Origin of the sequence: Novisyntrophococcus fermenticellae, from assembly GCF_018866245.1 — a bacterium.
Lineage (GTDB): Bacteria > Bacillota > Clostridia > Lachnospirales > Lachnospiraceae > Novisyntrophococcus > Novisyntrophococcus fermenticellae.
This window is the reverse complement of record NZ_CP076458.1, coordinates 2,244,667-2,266,588: the sequence shown is the minus strand read 5'-3', so window position 1 is coordinate 2,266,588 and position 21,922 is coordinate 2,244,667. Positions and strand designations below refer to the sequence as shown.

The window sequence follows — 21,922 nt, the reverse complement described above, 5'->3', positions numbered from 1 at the left end:
TTTAAGGGGCGGACGTGGGAGCCTTACCCTTGTCCAGTGTAAAGACGAACTCTGTTCCCACACCCTGCGTGCTGATTACATTGATATTCTGATTGTGAGCATTGATAATTTCCTTTACGATTGAAAGACCCAGGCCGGTTCCTCTCCGGTCTTTTCCCCGGGACGCATCGATTTTATAAAAACGTTCCCAGATTTTCTGGATACTGTCTCTGGGAATTCCGACTCCTGTATCCTTCACGGATACGAAAACTTTTCCGTGTTTCTCTGTAGTTTCCACAAAGATTGTAGAATCCTTATCACTGAATTTGATGGCATTATCGATCAGGTTATAGAGGACCTGCTGAATTTTGCCAATATCCGCAGATACATACAGGGTCTGGGCAGCCATGAGAAGTTGAATTGTTATATGTTTGTTACGGCAGATTCCTTCAAAGGAAGCGGCCGTATTTTTGATTACGGCATTGAGATCAAAAGAGGTAATGTCCAGAAAACTCCCTCTGTTGTCCAGGGCATTCAGTGTCAGCATCTCTTTTGTAAGCTTGTTCAGACGCTCTGTTTCCAACAGGACAATGTTCAGATACTTTTCCTGCATTTCCGGTGGAATTGTACCATCTTGTATGGCCTCTACGTAACCTTTGATAGAAGTCAGGGGCGAACGAAAATCATGGGAAACATTGGCTACAAATTTCCGCTGGTATTCATTCATCTTATTCAGCTCTCCTGACATATAGTTCAGTGTAGTGGCCAGATAGCCCATCTCATCATGAGATCTGACTAAAATGTTATAGGTCAGGTTTCCATCTGCATATTCCTTCGCACCATGTATGATTTTCTTAAGCGGACGGTAGACAGTAAAAGAAAATAAAAGCAGAATAAGAAAAAACATGGCGTATATAACGGCAAACAGAATGTATACAACTGCCAGGATAGATTCCCGCTGCTGATAGATGTCCTGCATACTTGTATGTATTGCGATATAGCCGCGCAGGGACAGATTACCTGTGACGGGTTTCATCACACTCAGCATATCCTGATCAAAGTATTGAAAAAAACGGCCCACTGAATAATAATCAAATCCCAGGGCCACAGGATCAAAGCCGGGGAGGTGTTCAGCATGTTCTTCATCCAGCGGCATGGACGAATTCAAAAGAATATCTCCATCACGGCTGAGCAGCCAGATTTCGGAGTTTTGATAGATACCTAGAAGCTCTATGGTTTCGTAGGTATCCTCCAGGCTTGTTTTATCCGTATAATATTTTGTGCCCTGATTACTGGCAATAGAAGCAGCCTCCTTATAAAGCGTGCTGCTGACTGACGCTACTACTTTTTGCTGAATCAGCTTTGAACCCAGAGTGGAAATCAAAAGGAATGAGACCACTCCTACCAACGCATAGGCCAGAAGGAACTTTCCGTAGAGCTTTCTGTTCATGACTTAACCTCAAATTTGTATCCGATTCCCCATACCGTACTGATGGACCAGGTGCGGTGATCCTTGATCTTTTCCCGCAGACGCTTGATATGGACGTCTACCGTCCGGGTATCCCCGATATATTCATATCCCCAGATATGATCCAGAAGCTGCTCTCTTGTAAACACCTGATTGGGGGAAGAGGCCAGAAAATAAAGAAGCTCCAGTTCCTTAGGGGGCATATCAACAGACTCTCCCCGGTAAATGACAGAGTAATTTGTCAGATTGATAATCAAATCAGGATACTCTACGCATTTTCCGCTGGTCTTTGATACGTCTGCGGATGTGGAAGCCGCCGGCTGGAAGCGGCGGAGTACTGCTTTTACTCTTGCCACCAGCTCCTTGGCGTCGAAAGGCTTGATGATATAATCGTCGGCACCCAGCTCTAACCCTAAAACCTTATCAAAGATTTCCCCCTTTGCAGAGAGCATGATGATTGGAACGTTGGATTTCTGCCGGATTTCTCTGCATACCTGATAGCCGTCCATCCCCGGAAGCATAAGATCCAGCAGAATCAGATTCGGCTGAAACACGTCATTTTCCCTTATGGCCTCTTCGCCGTCATTTACAATCTTGCAATCATAGCACTCTTTTGTCAAATACAGAGAAATAAGCTCTGCGATATTATTATCATCATCGACAATCAATATTTTCTGTTTTGCCACCATGAGTAATCCTCCTTATCTCTATACTAGGTTATTTCTTGAATTCAACAATTGTAACTCCTGCATCACCTTCGCCAAATTCGGCCAGATGGAAATTTTCAACGTACTTTTGACGGCGCAGGTAGTTATGTACCCCCTTGCGTAAGGCACCTGTACCTTTGCCATGAACAACCCTTACGCTTGGAAGGTGTGACAGATAGGCATCATCCAGGTATTTGTCTAACTCGGCTACGGCCTCATCAACTGTTTTCCCCAAAAGATTAATCTCTGTGGATACAGAAGCCGATTTCGACATCTTAATTTTTCCGGTTCCTGTTCGCTGCATAGAAGGGGCAGTGATTACGGGCTCATCAATCAGCTGAAGATCGGAGATATGAACCTTGGAGCGCATAATTCCCATTTGAACAAAGAGAAAACCTTTGCTGTCCGGGCGGGAGCTTACGGTTCCCTTCAGGTTCAGGCTCAACACCCTTACGGCATCACCCAGATTCAAATCCTTGGGTTTCAGGTTGGAGGTTACTTTTGGCTTGTCTATACCTGACTTTTTCTTCTCCAGCTTATTCATCTCCTCACGGAGGGCCTGACGTTCCCGTTCCATCTGATTCACATCCACATGATCTTTCCCAAATTTCTGGAAATCACGCATGGTCTGGTCTGCATACTGCTTTGCATCCCGCAGAATCGTATTGGCCTCATCTACTGCATTTTGGATGATTTTATCCCGGCGCTGCTCCAGTTTTTCATGCTTCTCAGAGAATTTGGATTTCAGATCTTCAATCTCTTTTTTATAAGAGGCAATTTCTTCCCGCTCTTTTTCGATTGTTCTGCGGCTTTCCTCCAGCGAGGTAATCACATCTTCGAAGGATTCCGCCTCCTCACTGATCTGACTGCGTGCTTCCTCAATAATATAATCCGGAAGGCCCAGCTTAGAAGAAATAGCAAAGGCATTACTTTTGCCAGGGACACCGATTAACAGGCGATAGGTGGGGCGAAGGGTTTCCACGTCAAATTCGCAGCTGGCATTTTCCACACCGGGAGTAGAAAGCGCATAGACCTTCAGTTCACTGTAATGCGTGGTAGCCATGGTTCGAATCCCCTGGTTATGCAGATAGGAGAGGATAGAGATGGCGAGCGCCGCACCTTCCGTAGGGTCCGTACCTGCGCCAAGCTCATCAAAAAGAACAAGAGAACTTTTGTCTGCCTTCTCCAGAAAGGAAACTACGTTGGTCATATGCGAGGAAAAGGTACTTAAAGACTGCTCAATACTCTGCTCATCGCCGATATCGGCGTATACCTCCCGGAAAACTGCGAGCTCACTGCGGTCCAGAGCCGGGATATGCAGACCGGCCTGCCCCATCAGCGTCAGCAGACCTACGGTCTTTAAAGATACAGTTTTACCACCGGTATTGGGGCCTGTGATAATCAGCAGATCGAAGGCATCTCCAAGCAATATATCAATAGGAACCACCTTTTGCCTGTCAATCAACGGATGACGGCCTTTTCGAATCCGAATCCGCCCCTCGGTATTGAACAGTGGTTCATTGGCATCCATATCCATGGCGAGGGAGGCCCGGGCAAAGATGAAGTCCAGTTCCACCATGTTTTCCAGATTGTATCCGATAACCTCCAGATAACCGGCGGCCTCCTGGCTCAAACCGGCCAGGATAACTTCAATTTCTGCCTGTTCCCTGTTCTCCAACTCCCGGATATCGTTATTCAGCTTCACGATGCTTATAGGCTCGATAAATACGGTAGAGCCTGTGGAGGACTGGTCATGAATCATCCCCGGCACCTGTCCGCGGTATTCAGACTTGACCGGGACACAGTACCGGCCATTCCTCATCGTAATCACAGCATCCTGCAGATATGTCCGCAGAGAACCGTTTAACAGGGAAGAGAGCTGTGCATGTATCCTGTCTCCTGCCTGTTTCATAGAACGGCGGATCTGCTTTAAAGTACTGCTGGCATCATCAGTAATTTCATCCTCTGAAAGGATGCAGCTTCGGATTCTGGCGGAAAGGGGTGTCAGGGGTTCCAGTGCGTCAAACAGTGGATCCAGCACATCGGGCAATACATCCGTATTGTCATGACGCCCATAGGACTTTATTCTGGCTGTATTTTCCAACAGGCTGCAGATTGCAAGCAATTCCGGGATATTCAGAGAACTGCCGATATCCAGCCTCCTCAAAGAAGGACGAATATCGCTGGCACCGCCAAAGGAAATATTTCCCTTTTTAAACAGGCGGGACAGAGCATCATGGGTTTCTCTTTGCATTCTTCTGATTGTATCAATATCATCGGAAGGCTCCAGGTTCCGGCACAGCTCCTTACCCATGGGGGAGGAGGCATGGGAAATGAGACGCTCGATAATTTTATCATATTCTAATGTTTTTAACGCTTTCTTATTCATGTTTCATTCCTTATAGTTTGTTTTATCATGCCAAAGTATGCAAGGAAAGCTGCCGGTGGCAGGTTTTCTGTATTGCTGCATACAATTCCAATATCTACTATACTCTAAATGCGTCTATTTTGGAAGGGAAAAGTGAAAAAGACAACTACATGATTCTTAAGACTTCTTCATAAATTGTTCATATGTTTCTGGTATTATAAAAAAACATAAGGGTCACAAAATGCGAAGCAATCCATGATAGCAGTGACCAAAAAAGAAACAGGAGAAACCGATTATGGATCACGATCAGAAACCCTATCATTTCATAAAGGAAATCATAAAGAAAAAGCAGTTGGATAAAAAGGATATTCTCATACGGATTGCCATGATTGCAGGCGCAGGAATCATATTCGGTGCGGCTGCGGCCTGTATCTTTGCCTGGGTGGAACCCCAAGCATCTTCTGCAATTCATGGAGAAGGGAAGGCACCCAAGGTGGATATTCCGGTGGATGAGGAGCCTACCCCCACGCCCGCAGCAGGAGATTCGTCTGCTACCGGGACATCGCAGGACCCGGCGGCAAATACGGACGGGCAGCCAAGGGATGAAATCGGGCTGACGGAATATAAGCAGCTCTATAAAGAGATGCTGGCTGTGTCGGAAAAACCTGAGCGTTCCATCGTAAACGTAATCGGAATTAAAAGCTGGATGGATTATTTCAATCAGAATTATGAAAGTCAGCAGCAGATTTCCGGTCTGCTGGTTGCGGATAATGGCCAGGATTTGTTCATACTTACAGAGTACAGGGTTTTAGAAGATGTGGAGCGGATTCAGGTGACATTCTGGGATGGGGCAATGGTAGATGCAATCTATCAAAAGAGCGACCCCAACACCGGCTTCGCAATTATAAGGGTGACAAGCGCGGATCTGGAACAGTCAACCCGGGATGGAATGGAGATCGCTCCGCTGGGAAATTCTTATGGCGTGTCACAGGGAGAACCTATACTGGCGCTGGGCAGCCCCATCGGTTACAGTGCTTCCGTGGCGTATGGTGTCATTACCTCGGTTACAAATAAAATATCCACCATAGATACAGAGTATAACCTGCTTACCACAGACATCATGGGAAGCAAGGAGGGAAGTGGTATCCTGGTAAATCTGGATGGTGAGATTGTCGGAATTATCGCTCAAAGCTACAGCTCAGAGGACAAGAACATCATAACAGGCATAGCAATCTCACAGATCAAGCAGATGATTGAAAAGTTATCCAATAATGAACAACTTACCTATGTGGGAATCAAGGGGCAGGATGTTACACCGGAAATTGCAGAGAAAACCGGAATCCCCAAAGGTGTTCTGGTTACTACGGTACAGCCGGATTCACCTGCGATGCTCTCAGGAATCAACGAGCAGGATGTCATAGTCAAGTTCGGCGAGGATAAGGTTACTACATTAAAGCAATATCGGGATAAGCTGGACAAATGTACACCAGGACAGAAGATTCAGATAACGGCCATGAGAAAAGGTGCGGAAGGATATGTGGAGGTTCCTTTCGAGGTTGAGATAGGTGAAGCTTGAAATGAAAGCTGAATTAGGGTAGAATGAGTCAAGAAACTGTATCCGGGATTATTGATACGGGTACGGTAATAGATAGGAGAATAAGTATTGATGAAGTACATTAATGAATTGCATGAAGGTAACAAGATGACAGGTGTTTATCTCTGTAAACACAAGCAGCCCGCTGTGACGAAGAATGGGAAAAGTTACGAGAATGTAATTCTTCAGGATAAGACGGGAACGATTGATGCGAAAATCTGGGAGCCGAATTCCGTAGGAATTGCGGATTTTGATTCCCTGGATTATATTGATGTGGTAGGAGATGTGACGAGCTTTGCTGGAGCCTTACAGGTAAGCATTAAGCGCGCCCGTAAGGTTAAGGAGGGCGAGTATAACCCCGCAGATTACCTTCCGGCGAGTAAATTTAATATTGAGACGATGTATGCGGAGCTGCTGCAGTTCATAAGGACTGTCAAAAATCCATATTTTTCCCAGCTGCTGTCGTACTATTTTGAAATGGATACAGAACTAATTAAGGCATTTAAGAACAGCTCTGCCGCCAAGAACGTACATCACGGATTTATCGGGGGCCTTCTGGAGCATACGCTGGGCGTGACAAGACTGTGTGATTATTATGCTAAAGCATACCCGATTCTGAACCGGGATCTTTTGATTACATCCGCAATTTTCCACGATATCGGAAAAACAAAGGAGCTATCTGCATTTCCCCAGAATGACTATACCGATGACGGACAGCTTTTGGGACATATTATGATCGGAGCCGAGATGATTCACGATGCAGCTCAGAAGATACCGGGCTTTCCGGAAAAGCTGGAACATGAACTGAAGCACTGTATCCTGGCCCACCATGGAGAGCTGGAATATGGTTCGCCAAAGAAACCGGCCCTCGCAGAGGCACTGGCCTTAAATCTGGCGGATAATACGGATGCCAAGATGGAAACCATGAAAGAAATTTTTGAAAATGCAGGAGATAACAACGGATGGCTGGGCTATAACCGCATCTTTGAATCCAATTTGAGAAGATCCTCTGAGGAATAGGAGAGACAGGGGTGTGGAATGATTTATAAGAAGAATGATGTACTTACCCTTAAAATCGAAGACATCGGTCACGATGGAGAAGGGATTGGAAAGGTTAACGGATATACGCTGTTTGTGAAGGACACGGTAATCGGTGACGAGGCAGAGGTCAAGGTTATCAAGGCGAAGAAGAACTACGGATATGCGCGGCTGATGAAGCTTCTCACCCCTTCCCCTCATCGGGTGGAACCACTGTGTCCGATTGCACGGCAATGCGGGGGATGTCAGCTTCAGATGATGTCTTACGAAGAACAGCTTGCATTTAAGGAAAATAAGATACTGAATAATTTAAAGAGGATTGGCGGCTTTCAGGAGATTCCCATGGAGCCTATCCTGGGGATGAAAGAACCATTCTACTATCGGAATAAAGCACAGTTTCCAATTAGCGTGGATAAGGATGGAAGGCCGGTTACCGGATTCTATGCCGGCAGAACCCACAGCATCATCAACACCCGTAAATGCTATCTTGGCGTGGAAGAGAATGAACGGGTTCTGAACCGGGTACTGGGCTGGATGGAGCAGTATGGAATTCCAGCCTATGAGGAAGAGTCCGGAAAGGGGCTTATTCGTCATGTCCTGATTCGCTACGGATTTACTACGAAAGAGGTTATGGTCTGCCTGGTACTCAACGGAGACAGGGTTCCAAAGAGAGAGGAACTCATAAAATCACTGAAAGAGATACCGGGGATGACCAGCATAACCACGAACAGCAATACGAAACGCACGAATGTGATCATGGGAGAGAAGATTACCTTACTTTGGGGCCAGACCTATATTACGGATTATATCGGGGATGTGAAGTATCAGATATCCCCGCTGTCCTTCTATCAGGTAAATCCGGCACAGACGAAGGTGCTCTATGAGACAGCACTTGCATATGCGGGTTTGCAGGGGGATGAAGTCGTATGGGATCTGTATTGCGGAATCGGTACGATATCGCTGTTCCTGGCCCAAAAGGCGAAGATGGTTTATGGTGTGGAGATCGTTCCACAGGCGATTGAAGATGCCAGACGCAATGCGAAACTGAATCAGATCCGGAATGCGGAATTCTTTGCAGGCAGGGCGGAGGACGTGCTGCCGGAGAAGTATGAGAAAGAACGGATACACGCCGATGTAATCGTGGTCGATCCGCCGAGGAAGGGCTGCGAGGAAAGCGTTTTGGATACCATGATCCGGATGCAGCCGGAGAGGATCGTGTATGTTAGCTGTGATTCGGCCACATTGGCACGGGATTTGAGATATCTTTGTGATAGGGGGTATGAGTTGAAGAAGGTGCGGGGGGTAGATCAGTTTGGGCAGACGGTGCACGTGGAGACGGTATGCTTATTGTCCAAACTTAATACGGAGCATCATATTGAAGTAGATTTGAAGCTCGATGAGCTTGATTTGACCAGTTCAGAAAGTAAGGCAACCTATGAAGAAATTAAGGATTATATCTTGAAAACAACAGGACTAAAGGTTTCTTCTTTATATATTTCGCAAGTCAAACGTAAACTCGGTCTTGTAGTGGGCGTGTGCTATAATTTGCCAAAATCCGATAATGCAAGAGTTCCAGAATGCCCTGCTGAGAAAGAAACAGCTATTACAACTGCGTTGAAACATTTTGAAATGATCTGAGTTTAAAGTATAAGTAATACCTATCATAGCAGATGCAAATAAAGCCCTCAATCAATATGGTTGAGAGCTTTTTTCATATTATTGGTTAAGTAAACTCCTTTTTTTTAAGTTTTTGTCACACAATATTGTGTGTAATTATATTAAGAAAATTATATTGCACATTTGCATTGGAAAAATAATTTGATTAGAATAAAACTATAAATTTTGAAAGGGGCGTTTATTATGGAAAAATCTTTATTTGAACAACAAGGTGGTGCATATCGCATGGTCGGAGATTACCAAATTCCAAATCTGACTTTACCAGATGAGCCGGAATACACTATTGGAATTTGGGGACAACGGCGGCTTGACTATCTGAAAAAACACAAACGTGTTCTTTACACAAATCTTCTGACATCCTGTAAGTTGTCGGAGCATTTGCATGAGATTGATATTGCTGCTTTTGAACGGCGGGAATTGTTAATTGAACAGATGATGAAATCGCAAGGCATTACTGAACAGCTTAAAGCTGATGATATGATGGCTTGGGTTGGCAAAGTCAACAATATTCGAAATTGTGCCGATGAAATTATTAGAAACGAATTGATTTATGATTAATAACAAAAGAGCGAGAAGTTTTCTAAACCGTTCCGTGTCAAGTAAATTCCCAAAAATTATTATTGACATATTCAACTAATCGGCGTATAATATAAGAAAATTTAATATTTCGAAACCGTTGAAGTGGAGATAAAAACAGCATATGCGCTGTACAGAGAGTTCGGGGTGCTGAGAACCGAATAGAATGCAAGCTGTTAAATGGACCGCTGAGGGCATGGTCAAAGGCGCTTTTCGCGCTGAGTATTCCATGACGTGACGCATACGTCAGTTGCGAGGGATATGTTAGTATCCTACAAAGTTGTACGATTTTTTCGTAAATCAAGGTGGCACCGCGGATAAGTTTATTCGTCCTTGGTAAAGTATTTTACTTTACCAAGGACTTTTTTATTTGCAGAAAGGCGGATTATAAAAATGGTATTCATACTAAACCCCAAGGTATCAAAGGAAAAGATTGATAAATTTATATTAGGTTGGGAACAAAAAGGATTTTCTACAATTTTAAGTGTTGGCACGGAACACACCGCTGTCTGCCTGATCGGAAACACTGCTGAGGTGGATTTAGATCATGTTGTTCAGACAACCGATATCGTATCCTACGGCAAACGTATTACGGAACAATACAAAGCGGTTAATCGAACAGTACATGAAGATAATACGATTATCAATGTCGGGGATATATCAATAGGAGAAGGGTTCTTTACGGTAATATCCGGCCCGTGTTCGGTTGAAAGTGAGGAACAGATTACGGAAATCGCCCGGAGCGTGAAAGAAAGCGGGGCAAAAATCCTTCGTGGAGGGGCGTTTAAGCCCAGAACTTCACCTTACGCGTTTCAGGGTAAACAGGCTCAGGGGCTTCAGATGCTGCGTATTGCAAAAAAGGAAACCGGATTACCTATTGTCTCGGAAATAATGAATCAAACGCAGATTGATTTATTTGAAGATGTAGACATCGTGCAAATCGGTGCCCGAAATATGCAAAATTTTGATTTGCTCAAAGAGGTTGGTAAACTGAAAAAGCCGGTATTGCTTAAACGCGGCCTTGCCAATACGATTGAAGAATTGTTAATGAGCGCAGAGTATATAGTGGCCGAGGGAAACAGTCAGGTTATCCTGTGTGAACGCGGTATTCGCACCTTTGAAACAATGACCCGGAACACGCTGGATTTGTCTGCCGTGGTGCTGCTTAAACAGAAATCACATCTGCCGGTAATCACCGATCCCAGCCATGCTTCAGGTATAAGAAGTCTGGTGCCGCCTCTCGCAAAGGCTGCTATGGCTGTCGGGGCGGACGGCATCATGGTAGAAACGCATAACAACCCCGCAAAAGCGCTTTGCGACGGCGCCCAATCCCTTGATTTAGAACAATTTCACGCACTTATGGAAGACCTAAAAAAACGCGCAGTGCTTGAAGAAAAGGAGATGTAACGAGATGAAAGGTATGTTCAAACCAACCATTGAAGAATCGAAACGTATTGCCGAAGCAGGACAGTATAAAGTTATACCTGTCAGTACCGAAATTTATGCGGATATGACTACACCGATTGAAGTGATGAAAGTATTAAAAACCGTCAGTCAGCACTGCTTTATGCTTGAAAGTGCGGGGGACGCTAAAACCTGGGGAAGATACACCTTTCTTGGATTTGACCCCAAGATGGAAATCACAGCTTTAAACGGCGGGGTGCGTATTAAATCAGACACAGAGGAATCGTTTGAAACCGACAATCCTAACCGGTGCATACAGGAGACTTTAGACCGGCACAAGAGTGTAAAATTTGATTGGCTGCCACCCTTTACCGGAGGGCTTGTGGGCTATTTTTCCTATGATTATGCCAAATATTCGGAACCCTCACTCAGACTTGATGCGTGTGATGAGGAACGCTTTAATGATGTTGATTTGATGCTTTTCGATAAAGTCATAGCATTTGATCATTACCGGCAAAAAATTGTTTTGATTGTTAATATAAGCACTGAAAATATAGAGGCCACATATGCAGACGGAATATCTGAGCTTGAAAACTTAAAAAACCTTATTAAAAATAAAACTCAAGAACAGACGTTTCCCGCACACATCAAATCCGAGTTTAAGGCTCTGTTTACAAAAGGTGAATTTTGCCGGATGGTTGAAGAAGCAAAAGGTTTTATTAAAGAGGGTGACATTTTCCAAGTTGTATTGTCAAATCGTTTTGAAGCGGATTTTGAGGGCAGCATTTTTGATACTTACCGCGTCCTGCGAACAATAAATCCGTCGCCGTATATGCTTTATTTTAGCGGCAGCGATGTCGAAATCGCGGGAGCTTCGCCTGAAACGCTGGTGAAATTACAAGACGGCAAGCTGTTTACCTTTCCGCTTGCCGGCACCCGTCCGCGTGGAGCGACCGATGAAGAGGATATTGCGCTGGAAAAAGAATTGCTTGCGGACGAAAAGGAATTGTCAGAACACAATATGCTGGTTGATTTGGGACGTAATGATTTGGGCAAGATCAGTAAATTCGGTACAGTCGAAGTTGAGAAATACATGTCGGTTCTGCAGTTTTCCCATGTTATGCACATTGGCTCGACTGTCCGCGGAGAGATATGTGAGGACAAAACCGGCTTGGATGCCATCAACGCTGTGTTGCCTGCCGGAACATTGTCCGGCGCACCCAAGATACGTGCTATGCAAATCATAAATGAGCTGGAACAAAACAAACGCGGAATTTACGGCGGTGCTATCGGTTATCTTGATTTTACAGGTAATATGGACACCTGCATTGCCATCAGGATCGCTTATAAAAAAGCAGGCAAGGTGTTCGTTCGTTCCGGCGCGGGTATCGTTGCCGACAGTAATCCGCAATCAGAATATCAGGAGTGCTTAAACAAAGCAAAAGCAATGTTTGCCGCGTTGAAGCAATCCGAAGGAGGGCTTGACTGATGGTACTCTTGATTGATAATTACGACAGTTTCTCATACAATTTATATCAGCTTATCGGGTCGGTGGATTCCGACATTAGAATCGTACGGAACGATGAGGTGAGTATTGATGAAATACGGAAAATTGCTCCTGATCGTATTGTGATCTCCCCCGGTCCCGGCAAACCGTCAAATGCGGGAATATGTATTGATGCCGTAAGGCAATTATATACCGATATACCGATTTTAGGAATTTGTCTTGGACATCAGGCGATATATGAAGCCTTTGGCGGTACAGTGTCGTATGCTGCAAAACTTATGCACGGGAAGTCGTCGGAGGTAGTGGTTGATACAAGCAATTCTTTGTTTAAAGGGATGGAGACAACTATAATAGCAGCGCGTTACCATTCATTAGCAGGCGTAAAAGACACCTTGTCCGAAGAGCTTAAAATCATTGCTTGGACTAAAGACAATGAAATAATGGCGGTGTGCCACAAAAAATATCCGATATACGGCTTGCAATTCCATCCTGAATCCATACTTACTCCCAAAGGGGAAATTATTATCAGAAATTTTATAAGAGGTAACATTTGAAACAATTTTTAATACGTTTAATAAACGTCATGATTGGACTTTTCCTGTACGCTCTTGGTATCGCGCTCACGGTGCAAGCCCATATCGGTTATGCTCCGTGGGATGTTTTCCATATCGGGCTTGCGGATAAATTCGGATCAACAATCGGAATCGTATCAATATTCGTAGGGATGATAATCGTTATTATAGTCACGTTCGCGGGCGAAAAGATAGGACTTGGAACCGTTTTAAATGTTATAGTAATTGGCATTTTCCTTGATATTATCTTAGAAAGTGGAATTATACCTATAGCTCTAAATCTGCCACTCGGCGTAATAATGATTGTTGCGGGATTATTTATTATCGCAATAGGATCGTATTTTTACATGAAATCGGCTTTTGGAACCGGACCGAGAGATAATTTGATGGTTGTTCTTACCAAAAAGACAGGAATGCCCATTGGAATTTGCCGCAGCATTGTTGATATAACCGTAACGGTTGTCGGTTGGTTGTTGGGCGGTATGGTCGGAGCCGGAACAATAATCGCGGCGGTCGCAGGAGGATTATGCATTCAAATTGTTTTTAAAATGCTTAAATTTGACGTCACTGCAATCAAACATGAGACGCTGTTTTATACATTCGCGAGTTTAATCAAAAAAAATAAATAATGGAGGAATTAAAAGTGATAAAAGAAGCAATTTTATCTCTGTCTAAAAAACAAGATTTAACTTATGAAACTGCCGAGGCAGTTATGCACGAGATTATGACCGGTAAAGCAACGCCCGTACAAATGAGTGCGTATCTTACAGCCTTAAGTCTAAAAGGTGAAACGACTGACGAAATCACAGCCTCCGCCTCTGGTATGCGGCAGCATTGCGTCAGGCTGCTGCATGATGCGGACGCACTGGAAATTGTCGGCACAGGCGGTGATCATGCCAACACCTTTAATATATCCACCACAGCGGCGATAATTACGGCGGCCGCAGGCGTTCCGGTTGCAAAGCACGGTAACCGGAGCGCGTCAAGCAAGTGCGGAGCCGCAGATGTGTTGGAAGCGCTTGGCGTAAATATCAACATATCCCCCGCAAAAAGCGCCGAATTGCTTGAAAATATAGGAATTTGCTTTTTGTATGCGCAAAACTATCACATAGCCATGAAATATGTGGCGCCGATTCGCCGTGAGTTAGCTATCAGGACAGTGTTTAATATCTTGGGACCGCTCACCAATCCTGCCGGAGCCAAGATGGAGCTGATGGGGGTATATGACAGAGACTTGGTTGAACCGCTGGCGCAGGTGCTTTGTAATTTAGGAGTGAAAAGAGCCATAGTCGTCCACGGCGAGGACGGATTGGATGAAATCTCATTAAGTGCGCCTACGCTTATGTGCGAGGTAAAAGACGGATGGGTCCGCTCATACACAATAACGCCGGAGCAGTTCGGGTTTAAACGGTGTACCAAATCTGATTTGCAAGGCGGACTTCCCGCTGAAAACGCTGAAATATTAAGAGCGGTGTTGGATGGTGAAAAAGGCGCAAAACGCGACGCGGCGGTATTAAATGCGGCGGCGGCATTATATATCTCGGGAAAATATGAATCAATTGAGTCAGCCGTAATAATTGCCGAAGATGTCATAGACAGCGGAAAAGCAAGAGAGAAGATGGACGAGTTCATACGCTGTTCCAATGAAGCTGAGGCGGTGACAGGATGAGTATTTTACAGGAAATCGCAATTCGTACAAAAGAGAGAATCGCTGAACAAAAGAAACTGCAACCGTTTGAAGAAGTCATAGAGCTTGCACGCTCTGCCAGTTGCGGTGGTTTTCTCTTTGAAGAAGCATTAAAATCTAAAGATATGGCTTTTATATGTGAAATAAAAAAAGCGTCGCCGTCAAAAGGCATTATAGCGGAGGATTTTCCCTACCTGGACATCGCCAAAGAATATGAAGCGGCAGGCGCATCTGCAATTTCGGTACTAACTGAACCGTATTATTTCAAGGGCAACGGCAGTTATCTTCGCGAAATCGCCGATATAGTTTCCATCCCATTGCTGCGCAAGGATTTTACTGTTGACAGCTACATGATTTACGAAGCGAAGGTTCTCGGCGCAAGTGCTGTCTTGCTCATTTGTTCCATACTGGACAAAGATACTCTCGCCGAGTATATTGACATTGCTCACAGTCTTGGACTTTCCGCGCTCGTGGAAACACACAGCGAAGAAGAAATTCTAATGGCGCTCAATGCCGGTGCGAGAATCATAGGTGTTAATAATAGAAACCTTAAAACTTTTGAGGTTGATATAACTTTAAGTGAACGGCTCAGAAAAATGATTCCACATGATAAACTGTTTGTTTCTGAAAGCGGTATAAAGTCACCCGAAGATGTTGCAGCGTTGCGAAAAATAGGCGCGGATGCCGCTTTGATTGGAGAGACAATTATGCGGAGCAATGATAAAAAAGCGGAAATAATTCGTCTGCGGGGTGATGTGTATGGTTAAGGTTAAAATTTGCGGACTTTCCCGTCCTTGTGATATTGAAGCTGTAAATGAGGTAAAACCGGAATATATAGGCTTTGTGTTCGCCGAGAGCCGCCGGAAAGTCACACCACAGCAAGCGTTGGAGTTGCGAAAAATGCTCGAGCCGGATATAATACCTGTTGGAGTTTTTGTAGATGAAAAGGCAGAGAATATCGTTTCTTTGATGCAAAATGGGATAATAGATGCTGTTCAGCTTCACGGCTCTGAAAATGAAAAATATATAGAAAAATTAAAGGTGCTGATAAAAAAGCCAATCATCAAAGCGATAGCTGTTCAAAATGAAGGTGATGTTCAAAAATGGGCAGCAACCTCAGCGGATTATTTGCTGCTTGATAATAAAGGCGGCGGTGCAGGTTTAAGTTTTAACTGGAATTTAATCGGCAAAACGGATAAGCCGTTCTTTTTAGCGGGCGGGATGAATTTAGAGAATATAAAGAAAGCTATCGAAGAAACAAATCCGTTTGCCGTAGATGTCAGCAGCGGCGTTGAAACAGACGGATTCAAAGATCCCGAAAAGATTAAAGAGTTTATAAAGAGAGTGAGAGAATGGGAATGCAAGAGCGTATAAAAAAAGGTAGATTCGGAAATTACGGCGGTCAGTATATTCCCGAAACATTGATGAATGCTGTGGGAGAACTTGAAAAGGCATATCTGCATTATAAAGATGACCCGGATTTTCAAAAAGAACTTACCGGTTTACTCCATAATTATGCCGGACGACCATCGCTTTTATATTTCGCTGATAAAATGACTAAGGATTTAGGCGGAGCAAAGATTTACCTGAAGCGAGAGGATTTAAACCATACCGGTTCCCACAAAATTAACAATGTTTTAGGGCAGGTTTTGCTTGCGAAAAAAATGGGCAAGACCCGTGTTATTGCCGAAACCGGTGCAGGACAGCATGGCGTTGCGACTGCCACTGCGGCGACGTTGTTAGGACTCGAATGTGAAATTTTTATGGGTAAAGAGGATACTGAACGGCAAGCGTTGAACGTATTTAGAATGGAACTGCTTGGCGCGAAGGTTCACGCTGTAACCAGCGGAACAATGACGCTTAAAGACGCTGTAAATGAAACCATGCGTGAATGGACATCGCGGATAGACGATACGCATTATGTACTTGGTTCAGTTATGGGACCGCACCCGTTTCCTATGATGGTACGCGATTTCCAAAAAGTTATAAGTAAAGAGATTAAGGAGCAAATACTTGGAGCCGAAAATAAATTGCCCGACGCTGTGGTTGCCTGCGTAGGCGGCGGCAGTAATGCGATAGGCGCGTTTTATGAATTTATTGATGATCCGTCTGTCAGGCTCATAGGCTGCGAAGCCGCAGGGTTGGGTGTGGATAATCCCAAGAATGCCGCGACAATGGCAAATGGGACAATCGGTATTTTTCATGGCATGAAATCTTATTTTTGTCAGGATGAATACGGACAAATAGCGCCTGTGTATTCTATTTCGGCCGGTCTTGACTATCCGGGTATCGGTCCGGAACACGCGCATCTCTCCGATATCAAACGGGCTGAATATGTGCCGGTTACGGACGAGGAAGCGGTGGAAGCGTTTGAATATCTGTCGCGTACCGAAGGGATTATTCCAGCGGTAGAAAGCGCCCATGCGCTGGCTTATACAAAAAAAATCGCGCCAGCCATGCAAAAAGATCAGATAATTGTTGTAAACCTGTCCGGCAGAGGCGACAAGGATGTCGCTTCTATCGCACGATACAAAGGGGTGAGTATTCATGAATAGAATTTCTAAGGCAATCGAAAATAAAAAGACATTCATAGCGTTTATCACAGGCGGCGATCCTGATATTGAAACAACGGAAAAACTGATAGTCGCAATGGCTGAATCGGGCGTAGATATTATTGAGATCGGCATTCCATTTTCCGATCCTGTTGCTGAAGGCATTGTTATTCAGCAAGCCGATGAACGGGCACTCGCAAACGGCTGCACGGTTGATAAATTGTTTCAGATGATAAAAAGAGTCAGAACAAAAGTGGATATTCCGCTATTGTTTATGACATACATAAACCCTATATTCGTTTATGGTAAGGAACGGTTTATCGAAAAGTGCGCCGACTGCGAGATTGACGGTATCATTGTCCCTGATCTGCCGTTTGAAGAAAAAGATGAATTAGAGGATGATTGTACAAAACACGGAATTTATCAAATTTCTATGATCGCACCGACATCGCAGGAACGAATTAAAAAGATCGCGAAAAACGCCGAGGGGTTTCTTTACTGTGTATCTTCGCTTGGCGTCACCGGAGTGCGTAGTGAAATCAGCGGAAATATCATCGATATGATCTCGCAGGCAAGAAAAGTTTCATCTGTTCCTTGTGCCATTGGATTTGGAATATCGACTCCGGAGCAAGCCCGGGATATGGCATCGTTATCGGATGGAGTTATCATTGGGAGTGCAATTGTTAAGCTGGTTGCGGAATATGGCAGAGAAAGTATTGAGCCAGTGAAGCAATTTGTGAGTAGTATTAAAGATGTTATATAAGAAGCTGAAACGTCTATACAAAACTACTCTGCAACAAGCATTTGGTTCCCATTAGGTTCCGGTTAGCCATATCCCATTTACCTTATACCTGCATACACCAAAACTTGTTTGGCGTTCAATGATCTCCGGCAGCATTTGGTTCAGCCATTTGCGACTGAAACTGGTGTTGCCGAAATAAGCATCGAAGTTGGCAACTGGCAGAACCACCCAATCGGAATCATCGGGTTTATTGGCACGATAATAAGCTATAAGCGTAGATAACACTTCTGTTGGCACTTTTTCCGGCGTGGCAGTTTCAACCTGTCGCCATTCTTCCGCTGTAAAAGTGATTTCTGTGTTTCTAAGCTTGCCAGGTTCCAGAGCATCAGCAAGGATATCATCAAAACGCAATATCCATGCGCCTTTAGTTTTTTCAGCGAATAGCGGTATTTGAAACTGTAATACCTTTTTACGCCATTCACCGTCAAAGCCTTTCTTCATACCCTCACAGTTGTTTAGCGCTGTTTTCATGACTTTATCAGGGTTATTCTGTATAAAATTAATCAAGTTTTGAATGTGCCGATAATACCAACCGCAGCCGTTTACATCAACAAGCTCCGGAAAATCATCATGTAAATTCCTAAAATCCGTTTTGTATTGCCAGTCCTCTTTGGGGCTGGCTTTTTTACTGTCAGGAATACTGCACCATGCCTGAAGCACACTCCGAGCATAGTCAATCTGCGGCTCAGTGCCGTTTTTGAACATGTATCCCCGTGCGATAATCGTCAGTATGCGAGATAATCCCTCGAATTTAAGGAGCGTATCAAACGTAAATCTGCCGAGATAGGTGCTGTCATATTTATTTTTGGCGGTGTAATCTACAACACCTGTGTAGGCGGCAAATTCTTCTATTTCATTTAGCATAACAATCACCGTCCCTTTATGGCATTTTGCTCAATTCTATCCAGTAAAACTTCAAACGCAAATTTCCGTTTACCCAATGCAATGGCGCATTGTAAAGCGGTATCCAAATCCATGGACGCTTTGTTTTTGGTCTTTATCCCATTAATGTACGTTCTGCACTTTTTTGATACAGCTTCAATATAATCCACAGAACGCATGTGCTCGTAACCCTCAATCAGGTATTTCAAAAACGCACTGTCACCTTTACGGTGCAGACGGTTTTTCTTTAATTCCTCTGCTGTGAACATATCATCAAGATCACAAATGATGTCACCCAATATACGATATCCACCAAAACGGAAATCAGAGAAAAAATCATAATATTGCTGCGGTGTATCATACGGCAAAAACAAATCGAGAAATTGTTCCCGTCCTTCCGGAAGCATCAAATGCCACTGTTCTTCGGTTAGCAGCTTGCGTAAATCATTGATTCGTCTTGCATCACACAAGCTAAAAACCGCATATAATTCATCCGTTGTAAAATCGTTTTCCTGTCCACGGGCATATAAAATCCGTTCAATATCGTTTCTGCGAATCATTTTTATGTCTCCGATATGCCAGTTCCGACGAATACGGTTGAGTGCTTCCTCGTAATCCGCAATTAAAGTTTGCATATATTCCATCGCTGACGAGTCAAGCAGTTCTTTCCAGCCTGACTTTCGTGCAAAGACGAAAAGTTCAGCATCTTCCGCTGGCTTTGCTTTTATTTTCGGCGTGTTTTCCTCCAGCATTTTTGCGAGATATGGAAGCCGCTCCACATTGGAAGTAACGATATCCCAATCAATCGAATCAAAAAACCGTTTCAGCTTTTTGTTTTTTGTGGGTTCATACCATTCTCGGCTATCGTCCTCGCCAACCAAGCTTTTGTATTTGAGAAAAGAGCTGCGGCTGACCGTCTTTTGGTTTAGAAACTCTGTTAAGTCCGGCTTAATACCGCTTTTCACAGAATCAATCTCAAGTCCGGTAAGGATTTCCAGCATTTCTGTTTCACGCTGCAAACGCTCACGATCTTCTGCTGATGAATTTTCATCATAAGCGATGATACTGCGGTCAAAAGCGGCATTGCAAATTTGACCTATTCTGGTAGAGAAAGTGCTTTTGATTGTTTCAAATCGAGCCTGCCAATCATTCGCATCACAAGCCAAAGCGTTTGCAGATGGAATCTTTAAAAGCGGGATGCTGCTTTGATGACTGTAAGTGTCAAAATCATTTTCTTTGTAGTTGCGTGTTACACAAGCGTTCAAAAGAGGATCAGCGATTGTCTTAATCATATCACCGTCAAAATCAGCGCCGCCGAGCCGTTCCGGAATCAATGTGCGTGAATCCACCATGATAACATAGTTTAGATGTGAAAGGTACTTTTGCCGGAGCAGCCCGATATAATCCGGAGCGGATACAATCGCTTCTTCATTTCGGGCGATATGCGGATTGCGCAGCAGCGTATAGCTTTCACTTTGCGGATAGACAGCACCGGGCGCATAAGCCACCGTTTCCCGATAACATTCGTTTTGTAACCTTATCATCACGCCCATATACTCATCATCTACATCAGCGACGGATTTTACAAGCATTAAAATAAACCTCATCAAATCACCCGAAAGATACCGGTTATCCCCGGCGATATTTAGCCTGCCGATGGCGTATTGCTTGAGCAGGCTCTTTGCCTTGTTGTCCAGTTCGTTTGCATAGATAGATTCATTAATGAACAGTGGATTCTTTTGCAATATTTTTGCAAGCAATATGCTTCGTTTGTCAGCGTTTTGGGCGTTCAAAGCATTCAAAAAATATTCTTTTCGGCTGGTGGGGTCGGCGGCAAGCTTCCAATAGGCAATTTCGGTATCTTTTGTAATCCAATGCCGTTTATCTTCTTCAGGGCTGTGCTTCCAGCCAAGCGTCAAATCCAACGGTCGAAATTCCTCTGCTGTCATGGGAACAGTATTCAAAAACTGATAGTTCAGCTCTGTGTACTCTTGTGACTCAACCTGATTGACGCCAGAAATATACAGCGAATGGTGATATTTTTTGCAACGGTCAAGATATTCTGTCCACGATAATCCGTTTTCGGTCATCCAGCCAAAGCCTTTGAACATACTTTTTGTGAGAATCAGGACAACATCCTGTACCTGATGTTTAACTCCCCAAATATCTACTATATAAGGCACTCCAAGCTCTGCAAAAAGCGATTTAAAATCCACTTCATGCACAACACCTTTGATATACGGCATACGAATTTGAAAAGAGTTATGGATGTGCTTGCCGCAAAATTCTATGTCCATCTTTTCAGCAAATTCACGGGATACAAGACCCTCGCCATCAAATTCGATTACTTCTACATCGTCTTTTTTCTCTACACGGTGATATTTCCGCATGGGATTATCGCTGCCGTCGTCCTCGACTGTGATATACTTCGCTTCATAAACAGGCGTAATCGGATTATCCACAATGACAATACGCTTTTCATCCCAAATATCCATATTAGAAATACGAAAACCACTCGTGAGCATCAGTCCGTTGTAGGCATACAGTTTGCTGAGTTGGCACATACCAATTTGCATACCCAGCATAATCCGACGGCGAACATGCTCATAAAAATCTTCACGAATAAATGATAGCCGTGAGTTTCGGCTCATACTTGCGCTGCGTTCGAAGGCGAGATATTTATATGCTCCTTTTCCGAAATCCAGCGTAATTCCGTCGGGGCGGAACATGGATTCGGCTTGTATTTGCCGGTCGATATATTTTTTCTGGACTGCTTGTCGGTCAAATATACCGGAAAAATCCACAGTTATGAGAATATCTGAAAGGTCAGGAATAATGTCTACGCCAACCGGCATCTTGAAATCGTCGCCATGAAGGACGCACATGATCTGGAAGAACAAAGCACAATCGTCCTGCATCGTGGGCGCAGAAAAAGAAATACAACGGTTCGTGGCATCTTCACTGAGGTTGTATGTGTAAATTCCGCTTGATGCTTCGACCGCATAACGCATGATCGCTCTGGCGGATAACTCGTAGATTTTATATTTCAACCGTTTCACCTCATTTGAGGTTAAGTATAGCACAAAGAAACAATAAATACAAATAAAAT

18 protein-coding genes are annotated in these 21,922 nt (G+C 44.1%); 13 read left to right on the top strand and 5 right to left on the bottom strand.

Annotated elements, in window-relative coordinates:
- Position 1: 1 nt before the first annotated feature.
- The 3 genes from KNL20_RS10420 to KNL20_RS10410 are packed head-to-tail and all read right to left on the bottom strand — an operon-like array spanning position 2 to position 4,543.
- Entirely contained in the window at positions 2-1,429 is a 1,428-nt protein-coding gene (locus tag KNL20_RS10420; RefSeq protein WP_230397690.1) for a sensor histidine kinase, read from the bottom strand.
- Entirely contained in the window at positions 1,426-2,136 is a 711-nt protein-coding gene (locus tag KNL20_RS10415; protein ID WP_230397689.1) for a response regulator transcription factor, read from the bottom strand. The genes KNL20_RS10420 and KNL20_RS10415 overlap by 4 nt, the downstream gene beginning before the upstream one ends.
- 28 nt (positions 2,137-2,164) lie before the next feature.
- Positions 2,165-4,543 (bottom strand): endonuclease MutS2, encoded by a 2,379-nt coding sequence (locus tag KNL20_RS10410; RefSeq protein ID WP_230397688.1) that lies wholly within the window; start codon positions 4,541-4,543, stop codon positions 2,165-2,167.
- A gap of 274 nt (positions 4,544-4,817) precedes the next feature.
- Here KNL20_RS10410 and KNL20_RS10405 point away from each other — a divergent pair, with 274 nt between their 5' ends.
- From KNL20_RS10405 to trpA, 13 genes are all read left to right on the top strand, one after another.
- Positions 4,818-6,098 (top strand): S1C family serine protease, encoded by a 1,281-nt coding sequence (locus KNL20_RS10405; RefSeq protein ID WP_230397687.1) that lies wholly within the window; start codon positions 4,818-4,820, stop codon positions 6,096-6,098.
- Positions 6,099-6,188: 90 nt separating this feature from the next.
- Entirely contained in the window at positions 6,189-7,136 is a 948-nt protein-coding gene (locus tag KNL20_RS10400; RefSeq protein WP_230397686.1) for a 3'-5' exoribonuclease YhaM family protein, read from the top strand.
- A gap of 18 nt (positions 7,137-7,154) precedes the next feature.
- Positions 7,155-8,792 carry a 23S rRNA (uracil(1939)-C(5))-methyltransferase RlmD gene (gene rlmD, locus KNL20_RS10395; protein ID WP_230397685.1) on the top strand — a complete coding sequence of 546 codons (1,638 nt, stop codon included), beginning with the start codon at positions 7,155-7,157 and terminating at the stop codon, positions 8,790-8,792.
- Positions 8,793-9,014: 222 nt separating this feature from the next.
- On the top strand, positions 9,015-9,389 hold the full coding sequence (locus KNL20_RS10390) for a TnpV protein (protein WP_230397684.1): 375 nt from the start codon (positions 9,015-9,017) through the stop codon (positions 9,387-9,389).
- 411 nt (positions 9,390-9,800) lie between these two features.
- Positions 9,801-10,814: a 3-deoxy-7-phosphoheptulonate synthase gene (gene aroF / locus KNL20_RS10385; RefSeq protein WP_230397683.1), complete on the top strand. Its 1,014-nt coding sequence runs from the start codon at positions 9,801-9,803 to the stop codon at positions 10,812-10,814.
- A gap of 13 nt (positions 10,815-10,827) precedes the next feature.
- Positions 10,828-12,300 (top strand): anthranilate synthase component I, encoded by a 1,473-nt coding sequence (trpE, locus tag KNL20_RS10380; protein WP_408637512.1) that lies wholly within the window; start codon positions 10,828-10,830, stop codon positions 12,298-12,300.
- Positions 12,300-12,872: an anthranilate synthase component II gene (locus KNL20_RS10375; RefSeq protein WP_230397681.1), complete on the top strand. Its 573-nt coding sequence runs from the start codon at positions 12,300-12,302 to the stop codon at positions 12,870-12,872. Before trpE ends, KNL20_RS10375 begins: the two co-directional genes overlap by 1 nt.
- Entirely contained in the window at positions 12,869-13,519 is a 651-nt protein-coding gene (locus tag KNL20_RS10370; protein ID WP_230397680.1) for a YczE/YyaS/YitT family protein, read from the top strand. Before KNL20_RS10375 ends, KNL20_RS10370 begins: the two co-directional genes overlap by 4 nt.
- 14 nt (positions 13,520-13,533) lie before the next feature.
- Positions 13,534-14,559 (top strand): anthranilate phosphoribosyltransferase, encoded by a 1,026-nt coding sequence (trpD, locus tag KNL20_RS10365; protein WP_230397679.1) that lies wholly within the window; start codon positions 13,534-13,536, stop codon positions 14,557-14,559.
- A complete protein-coding gene (gene trpC, locus KNL20_RS10360) occupies positions 14,556-15,344 on the top strand; it encodes an indole-3-glycerol phosphate synthase TrpC (protein WP_230397678.1) in 789 nt (262 codons plus the stop codon). Before trpD ends, trpC begins: the two co-directional genes overlap by 4 nt.
- Positions 15,337-15,951 (top strand): phosphoribosylanthranilate isomerase, encoded by a 615-nt coding sequence (locus KNL20_RS10355; protein ID WP_230397677.1) that lies wholly within the window; start codon positions 15,337-15,339, stop codon positions 15,949-15,951. The genes trpC and KNL20_RS10355 overlap by 8 nt, the downstream gene beginning before the upstream one ends.
- A complete protein-coding gene (gene trpB, locus KNL20_RS10350; protein ID WP_230400092.1) occupies positions 15,948-17,132 on the top strand; it encodes a tryptophan synthase subunit beta in 1,185 nt (394 codons plus the stop codon). The genes KNL20_RS10355 and trpB overlap by 4 nt, the downstream gene beginning before the upstream one ends.
- Complete coding sequence (gene trpA / locus KNL20_RS10345) at positions 17,125-17,892, top strand: tryptophan synthase subunit alpha (protein WP_230397676.1); 768 nt, start codon at positions 17,125-17,127, stop codon at positions 17,890-17,892. The genes trpB and trpA overlap by 8 nt, the downstream gene beginning before the upstream one ends.
- 51 nt (positions 17,893-17,943) lie before the next feature.
- On the opposite strand, the gene KNL20_RS10340 is transcribed toward trpA, so the two are convergent.
- A complete protein-coding gene (locus tag KNL20_RS10340; RefSeq protein ID WP_230397675.1) occupies positions 17,944-18,795 on the bottom strand; it encodes a hypothetical protein in 852 nt (283 codons plus the stop codon).
- Positions 18,796-18,800: 5 nt separating this feature from the next.
- Positions 18,801-21,863, bottom strand: a complete 3,063-nt coding sequence (locus tag KNL20_RS10335) for an RNA dependent RNA polymerase (RefSeq protein WP_331468166.1) — start codon at positions 21,861-21,863, stop codon at positions 18,801-18,803.
- Positions 21,864-21,922: the final 59 nt, after the last annotated feature.

Bases quoted from the DNA above. Each gene is read 5' to 3' on its own strand.
- KNL20_RS10420 (WP_230397690.1), bottom strand. From the start codon at position 1,429: ATGAACAGAAAGCTCTACGGAAAGTTCCTTCTGGCCTATGCGTTGGTA.
- KNL20_RS10415 (WP_230397689.1), bottom strand. From the start codon at position 2,136: ATGGTGGCAAAACAGAAAATATTGATTGTCGATGATGATAATAATATC.
- KNL20_RS10410 (WP_230397688.1), bottom strand. From the start codon at position 4,543: ATGAATAAGAAAGCGTTAAAAACATTAGAATATGATAAAATTATCGAG.
- KNL20_RS10405 (WP_230397687.1), top strand. From the start codon at position 4,818: ATGGATCACGATCAGAAACCCTATCATTTCATAAAGGAAATCATAAAG.
- KNL20_RS10400 (WP_230397686.1), top strand. From the start codon at position 6,189: ATGAAGTACATTAATGAATTGCATGAAGGTAACAAGATGACAGGTGTT.
- rlmD (WP_230397685.1), top strand. From the start codon at position 7,155: ATGATTTATAAGAAGAATGATGTACTTACCCTTAAAATCGAAGACATC.
- KNL20_RS10390 (WP_230397684.1), top strand. From the start codon at position 9,015: ATGGAAAAATCTTTATTTGAACAACAAGGTGGTGCATATCGCATGGTC.
- aroF (WP_230397683.1), top strand. From the start codon at position 9,801: ATGGTATTCATACTAAACCCCAAGGTATCAAAGGAAAAGATTGATAAA.
- trpE (WP_408637512.1), top strand. From the start codon at position 10,828: ATGTTCAAACCAACCATTGAAGAATCGAAACGTATTGCCGAAGCAGGA.
- KNL20_RS10375 (WP_230397681.1), top strand. From the start codon at position 12,300: ATGGTACTCTTGATTGATAATTACGACAGTTTCTCATACAATTTATAT.
- trpC (WP_230397678.1), top strand. From the start codon at position 14,556: ATGAGTATTTTACAGGAAATCGCAATTCGTACAAAAGAGAGAATCGCT.
- KNL20_RS10355 (WP_230397677.1), top strand. From the start codon at position 15,337: ATGGTTAAGGTTAAAATTTGCGGACTTTCCCGTCCTTGTGATATTGAA.
- trpA (WP_230397676.1), top strand. From the start codon at position 17,125: ATGAATAGAATTTCTAAGGCAATCGAAAATAAAAAGACATTCATAGCG.
- KNL20_RS10340 (WP_230397675.1), bottom strand. From the start codon at position 18,795: ATGCTAAATGAAATAGAAGAATTTGCCGCCTACACAGGTGTTGTAGAT.